Below are 6,881 nucleotides of genomic sequence, written 5' to 3' on the forward strand. Positions count from 1 at the left end.
TGGTTGCCTGGGGCCTGAAATATTCATTACGTCCGGATACGTTCATGGCAACCCGAATAACGAGAACGGAAACACGCGCAGGCCCCGAGGCGGCATGTTATTTGGCGCCGGCGGCCGGAGCATCGACGCCGGCGATGGCGCGGGCGGCCGCCGTGGCGTTTTCAGCCGTTCCCACCCCGAACACCAGTTGGTCGGAAGTGACGGTGGTGGTGTAATTGGGCGCCGCCAGCATGGTTCGCCCGACCACCAGGGCCAGCCGCTTGTTGGGGTTGCTTGCCGTGATGGAAGCGACTTTTTTCTGGCCTACTTCGTTCAGCGCCAGAGCAAGCAGGCCTTCGCCTTCTTTATTGGTGCCGGCCCGCACGCCGACGAGATCGTCGCGGGTTACGACAGGCTGGGGATTGACATACAGTACGCCGGACTGGATCTTTACCGGGCTCCAGCCCGCCTGGGCGACGGTGTCGGCAAGGAACACGGCAACGGGGGCGCCATGGCTGGATGCCTGCAGCGTGGTTTCGGGAGCGGGCTTGGTGGACGTTTGCTTTCCGGGCATGGATTGGCAAGCCGCCAGCAGCACCAGGCTTGCCGGCACGACGATACGAGCCATAGTTCGCATGATTTTCATGAATCGCCCCCTAGATGGTTTTATATGATGATTGAAATTCTAACAGGAAGCGCAGCCATGCAATTCGGCCATTTGTGTAGAACTACGACCGTTCGCCCGGGTGTATTCATCCCCCGGCGGAGCCCAGGCCGCGGCGCTTGCCCCGCCCGGCCTTGCGCCAAAGAGCACGACCCGCGCTTAAGCCCGTGGTCAGGTATATGGAGCGAAAATAGTAAAGATTTGTCAACGCGCGGGCGGACGGCTCCTGGACGGCCTGCAATTTGGCGGGCATTCCAAAGTGTGTCAAGATAGCACGTTGACCCATTCACACCCTACTCAGTTACCACGTATTTTGCGGAGGCCTTCATGGCTGATACCAAACCCACATTCTCGCCCATGCTCGTCACTGCCATCATCACCATATTCTGGCTTGTGGTGTTCGGCCTCGTCGTGCATCATGGCGAACAAGGCATCCACGAACACGATCACGTCGTCGCTAGCCACGCGGCCGCGAAGTAAGGCTTTTCAGGGCGGCGCCACGCACCTCGATCGCAGCGCTATCCCGTACCCTGCCCTCGGCATCCAGCAGTTCCACATTGTGCCTGCCCGGCCAGGGCGTCCACATCAGGCGGCCTCCGGTTCCGGCCGGCCGGCCATCCACCCTCCACTGCACGGCGTCCGCATCTCCGGCGGCCAACGCCTTGGCCTGCAGCAACAGCTTCTGGTTTTCAGGTGGAATGTCCGGATCCAGCGCAACTATCGTTCCCCCAACGGGGCTGGCGATGCTGGGCAGAGCCGCCGCGCTTTTCAGCTCGCGGCGCGCCCTGACCGTACTCACCGCGGTATCCCCCACGAAATAATCCGTGCGCGCGGGCTCCAGCCCCGAATCGAACACCACGTGCCGCGCCACGACTCCCGCCGGCGCCTCGGGCTGTTTGCTGTCGACCCGGCGGTGCAGGAAGTTCATGATGTCGTGCCAGATGGGCCCCGCGCCCGAAACGCCTGAAACATCGCGCATGCTGGCTCCGCTGCTATTGCCCACCCAAACTCCGACCGTATAGCGCTGCGACCAGCCCATGCACCAGTTGTCGCGCATGTCCTTGCTGGTGCCTGTTTTCACCGCCGTCCAGAAGCGCGTGGCCAGTGGGCTGTCCAGGCCGAAGGTTCGGGCCCGCGCATGACGGTCGGAAAGTATGTCGCCCACGATCCAGGCCGCCGCGGGCGACACGACCGTCGAGGAGGACTCGGCTCCGCTTGCCGCGGGAAGATAGGCGGGCGGCGAATAACGCCCTTCGTTGGCCAGGGCGCGATAGGCATTGCCCAGCGTCAGCAGCGAGACATCGGCGCTGCCCAGCGCCAGGCTGTATCCGTAGAAATCCCCGGTGCGATCCAGCGGCAGACCCAGGTTCACAAGGCGCTGCTGGAACGCATCCGGAGTCACCAGCGCCAGAGTACGCACGGCGGGTATGTTCAGCGACGATGCCAGCGCGGTGCGCACGCTGACCCAGCCCGAAAAGCGCTTGTCGTAGTTTTGCGGTATGTACAGCCCGTTTCCCGTGGGCAGGCCCAGCGGGCCGTCCTCCAGCAGCGACACCGCCGTCAGGCGTTCTTGCTCGATGGCCTGGGAATAAAGAAACGGCTTGAGCGTCGATCCGGCCTGGCGCCTGGCCCTGACGTGATCCACCCAGGCCGAACTGGACAGCTCCCCCGACGAACCAACGTAAGCCAGCACCTGGCCCGTCGCGTTGTCGAAAACCACCACAGCCCCATCGCCAATGTTCCCGGCTTTCAGGGCCTGCAGATGCCTTTGCATGGACTGTATGGCGAACCGCTGCAGATCCGCGTCGAGGCTGGTCTTCAACCGTGCGCCGGGCTGCGGATGTTCTTGTTCCATCACCCACCGCGCAAAATGCGGCGCAAGGCCCTGGCTGTCGGCCCGGCGGGCCGCCACCCGCCTCAAACTGGCCCGAACGAAAGCCGCCAGGCCCTCGCATTCTTGCGGCTGCTCCATTTGCCTGAGCAAGGCGCAGGAACGCTGCCCAAGCAGCTTGGGGGAAGCGTTCGGGCCGCGCAGCATCACGGCGGCCAGCGCCGACTCGCGCGCGTTCAGCCCGCTGGCATGCTTTTGAAACAGGACCCGAGCCAGGGCATCGACGCCCACCAGCTCGCCGCGAAACGAAACCAGGTTCAAATAGGCTTCAAGTATCTGCGGCTTGCTCCAGTGATGTTCCAGTTCGCGCGCCAGCAGCATCTGGTCGATTTTCTGCCTGAGGCTGCGGCCTTGCGGACGCCGCTGGTAGGGTTCATCGATGAGGCCCGTCAGTTGCATGGTTACCGTCGATGCCCCGCGCCGCCCGTGCCCCGTCACGATGTCCCAGGCCGCGGCGCCGATCGCCCGCCAATCGATGCCGTCGTGCGAATAGAACCGCTTGTCCTCCGACAAAAGCACCGCCTCCTGAAAGGCCGGCGAGATGTCGCCGATGGCAAGCCAGTCGCCGCGCCTGCCTTGGTAGTCGGTGCGCAGGCGCTGCAAGGGCTGGCCGTTGCGATCCAGCAGGATTACGTCCGATGCGCGGTATTGCGCTTTTACCTGCTCATACGACGGCATGGCACAAACCGTTCCAGCCATGCCGAACAGCAGCACGCATCCCAACAGCCAGCACCGCCATGGCCACGTCTGGACCTGGAACTTTTCCAGGCTTGCACAAACACCCGGCAACCCCTGCTTCGAGACGGGCAATACTGCCAAGGCTATTTACCTCCCGCCGTCGCACCGTTGGGCGCAACGCCCGGCGCCACCGCACGCACGGTCAAGCCGGCGCCATTGGGCCAGATGCCGCGAACATCGGGCTGATACATCGCCTCGATGCGCGTGGGCGGCAACTGGAACTGCCCGACGGTATTGAGCCGGACGGTGTATTCGAGGCTGGTCTCGCCCTGAGGCAGGTAATCGTAGTACGCGCGCATCGAATCGAACGAGCGCTCGACAAAGCTCGGAGGCCGGCTGTATTGGCCCTCGCGGTCGGCCGATGCGGCATCCTCCGAGGCATCGCCGGCTGCAATGGCCGAATCCCTGCCCAGGCCGCTGCCCAGTATCGTGGCCCCGGCAGGCACCGGATCGCTGAGCACCGCCCACGTGGTGGCCGTCCTGGCGACGATATGCAGCCTCACGCGGTACACATCGCCGCGCGTCCACTGCCCCGGCACAGCCTGCGAAACCGGCGTCACCTGCCTTTGCAGTTCATAGCCGGCCATGACGGGCTTGACGACCGGCACGGCGGCCATTGAACGCACAGTTGCCCAGCCTTGGCCCAAGCCTTGATGCTCGATGGCAAGAGTCTGCCCGGCATTGCTCGTCCAGGGCTCGAAGTACCGAACCACCGGAATATCCACTGGCGCCTTGACCCCGGACGCCGCGCCGATCCGCGCCCCAGAGGCCCGCACGGCGCCACCCGCCGCGGCGCCTGCGGGCGGCCAGGCATAGGTTTGCGCAACACCGCCCGGTTCCAGACTCAAACGCGTCTTACCCGAAATACCGGCGCGTTCGTAGCGGCGCGAAAACTTCTCCATGGCCAGGCTGGCCAATAGATTGGCAGTGGTGGTTCGCCAGGCCCCATCGCGCTGACGCGCCATCAGGCCCTGCGCCAAACGCGGCATGTCGTCGGCCCAGGCGGGGTCGTCCATGACCGTCAGCATCAGCCTGGCGGCATTCACTTCAGGACTGGACATCAGCCACCACCAGTTGTTGCCGGCATCATCCGCAAACACCAGCTCGGTTCCCCGGCTCAGCAAGCGGGCCTGCAAGTTCTGATACGCCTGCGCCTTGAGGGCCGCGCTGCCGGGAATGGACGGAACGCGCCGCAGGATCGCCAGCCAGTCGATCACCGCCCCGGTCGGCCAACGGTCGGGAGCAATGACGATGCTGTCCAACATGCGCGCATCGACCAGGCCTTCGCGCGACAAGGCTTCCAGGGCCAGCAGCTTGCGCACGTCCAGGTCGCGTTGCGGCGCCCAGCGATTCCGCACGATCTTGCCGGTGACGAAGGCCTGCAAGCCATGCGTCATCCTGTCGCGGCTTTCCTTGGGGATGGAAAACGGCAGGCCCAGGGCTTGCGCTTCGTTGCTGGCAGCCAGCAGATAGGCAGTCAACACCTCGCTGCCTTGCGACAGCCCCGGAAAATAGCTGGCCAGCCCATCGTCGTCCAGGTAATCGGGCAACTGAGCGACCACCTTGGCCCACTGCTCGCTGCTGCGCATGCCGATGGCCCTGGAGCCAAGCTGCTCGAGGCAGGTATAGGGATAAGCCTTGAACCACTGCCGAACGCCCGGCAGGCTTCCCCCCAGCGACGGCTGCAGGTAGATCTCCAGACCGCCCCTGGGCAGGCCCTTGGCGTTCTTCAGGCTCGTTGCCGGCGCCTGCACGGCAAGGCGAACGGGGTGGTCCTGCCCGATTTCCATCAAAACGCTCTGGGTGGCGGCAATCGGTACGCTCGGCACAAGCCTTTGCGTTACCGCCAGACGGTCTTGCGCCAGCCCATTTCCACCCTTCGCCGCGCCCGCGGACGGCCCATTGGCCGGAGCCTGCGCCGACGGTTCCGCCCGCGCGTCCTGGGGAAGTTCATGCGCCTGCAAGACCCAATTCATGTCCACCGCCCCATCGGGCAAATTGCTTTCCGGCGCCTGCACCGGCCAGGTCACCGATTGCGCGGCGCCAGCCGGCACCTGCACTTGTTGCGCCGGCAACTCCTCGGCAGGCAGGCCTGTTCCCGAATAGCCGGCTTCCACCCGCACGCGCATATCCCGCTGCGTGGTGTTGCGCACAGTCAGCATGGCTTGATAATGATCGCCTTCCCGCACCAGGGCGGGCAGCCCCGAAATGGCCTGCAAATCCTGCGTGGCGGCAATGGTGGCTCGCCCCGTGCCGAAACGCTGCGCGCCATAGTCGGCAATGGCCACCAGCCGGAACGACGTAATGGCGTCGTTGAGCGGCACGGTCAGGCGCGCCATGCCCTGCGCATCGAGCTGAACCAAGGGGCGCCACAGCAGCAGCGTATCCAGCAATTCGCGCGTCGGACTCATGCCCCCTCCACCCCCTGCCGCCACAGCCTTGCGCCCATAATGGCGCCGACCGACGATCTGCATCTGGGCGGTGGCTGTTTCGACCCCGTAGCTGCGGCGCTGGCGCATGGCGTCCAGCAATTTCCAGCTGGTATTGGGGGCCAGTTCCAGCAAGGCCTCGTCCACCGCCGCGAAAGCCACCTGGCCATTGGCCGCGGGCGTGCCGTCGGGCAACGAAACCTGTATCGTGACTTCGGCCTTGCCGCGCACCTGATAGCGCGTCTTGTCGCTGCTTACCTTGACCACGAGCTGATCCTGCTTGTCGGCCACGCGAATTTCGGCCAATCCGAAACGGAACGCCGGCTTGGACAAATCGACCAGGCCGGTCGGCGCGCGGTATTCGCCATGCGCGCCGCCGTAGGCGTGGAACCAGGCCGCCGGCTGCTTCCAGCCCCAGGTGAAGAACGAGTACCAGGGCACCTCGTGCAGCCGCCCGCGCAGCGCCAGCACCGACACATAGACATTGGGCCCCCATTGCGGCTGTATGGGAATCCGCACGCGCGGGTTATTCCCCTTCAATTCCACCACCTGCGTCGACAACACGCCCTCGCGCTCGACGGCAACCAGCGCGGTCGCTTCCCGGAACGGCATGCGCACCTGGAACTCGGCGGTTTCGCCCGGCGCATATTCTTTCTTGCCGGGAATGATGTCGATGCGGTCGTCGTTCGCGCCGCCAAACCACAGCTCGCCCGCGCCCGTAATCCATACCGACGACATGGCCCGGGATTCGCGCCCCTGGGCATCGCGGGCCGTCGCCACCAATTCGATATTGCCCGATTGCTTTACCTTGGCCTGGCAAGGCAATTGTCCCTGGGCATCGGTCTTGCCCTGGCAGACGACGCCCAGGTCATGGGTTTCAGTGTGGCTGTCGTAGGAATAAAAGCCGCCCACCATGCGCTTGCGGGTGGAATAGATGATTCGGCTCACCGCCTTGATGGACATCTCCACACCGGCCTGCGGCTTGCCCTGCGGCGACAGCGCCAGCCCCGTGACGGCAATGTCGCGGCCCTGCTCCACCCAACTGCCGGCGCGTATGCCGGCCACCACGCTTGCCGGCCACACCGTGGCTGTCTGGCTCAGCGTCTGGATCTGTCCGTTCGGATCCGCGAACGTGGTTTCGAACAGCAGGTCGCGCGCCCGGCCGCCAAGGGACGGCAAG

4 protein-coding genes are annotated in these 6,881 nt (G+C 64.9%); 1 reads left to right on the forward strand and 3 read right to left on the reverse strand.

Annotation, left to right across the window (positions count from 1 at the left end; translation table 11 throughout):
* Positions 1 to 97: 97 nt before the first annotated feature.
* Complete coding sequence (locus VNT00_RS01785) at positions 98 to 625, reverse strand: SecDF P1 head subdomain-containing protein (RefSeq protein WP_325583896.1); 528 nt, start codon at positions 623 to 625, stop codon at positions 98 to 100.
* A 345-nt stretch (positions 626 to 970) separates the two neighbouring features.
* Here VNT00_RS01785 and VNT00_RS01790 point away from each other — a divergent pair, with 345 nt between their 5' ends.
* Positions 971 to 1,123 carry a hypothetical protein gene (locus tag VNT00_RS01790; protein ID WP_325583899.1) on the forward strand — a complete coding sequence of 51 codons (153 nt, stop codon included), beginning with the start codon at positions 971 to 973 and terminating at the stop codon, positions 1,121 to 1,123.
* Here the strand turns inward: VNT00_RS01790 and pbpC are convergent.
* Complete coding sequence (gene pbpC, locus VNT00_RS01795) at positions 1,101 to 3,233, reverse strand: penicillin-binding protein 1C (protein ID WP_414650865.1); 2,133 nt, start codon at positions 3,231 to 3,233, stop codon at positions 1,101 to 1,103. The genes VNT00_RS01790 and pbpC overlap by 23 nt on opposite strands.
* Positions 3,234 to 3,355: 122 nt before the next feature.
* Positions 3,356 to 6,881 (reverse strand): alpha-2-macroglobulin family protein (locus VNT00_RS01800; RefSeq protein WP_325583903.1); only part of this gene is annotated, 3,526 nt, incomplete at its 5' end.

Origin of the sequence: Eoetvoesiella sp., from assembly GCF_035555955.1 — a bacterium.
In the GTDB taxonomy this organism is placed as follows: Bacteria; Pseudomonadota; Gammaproteobacteria; order Burkholderiales; family Burkholderiaceae_B; genus Eoetvoesia.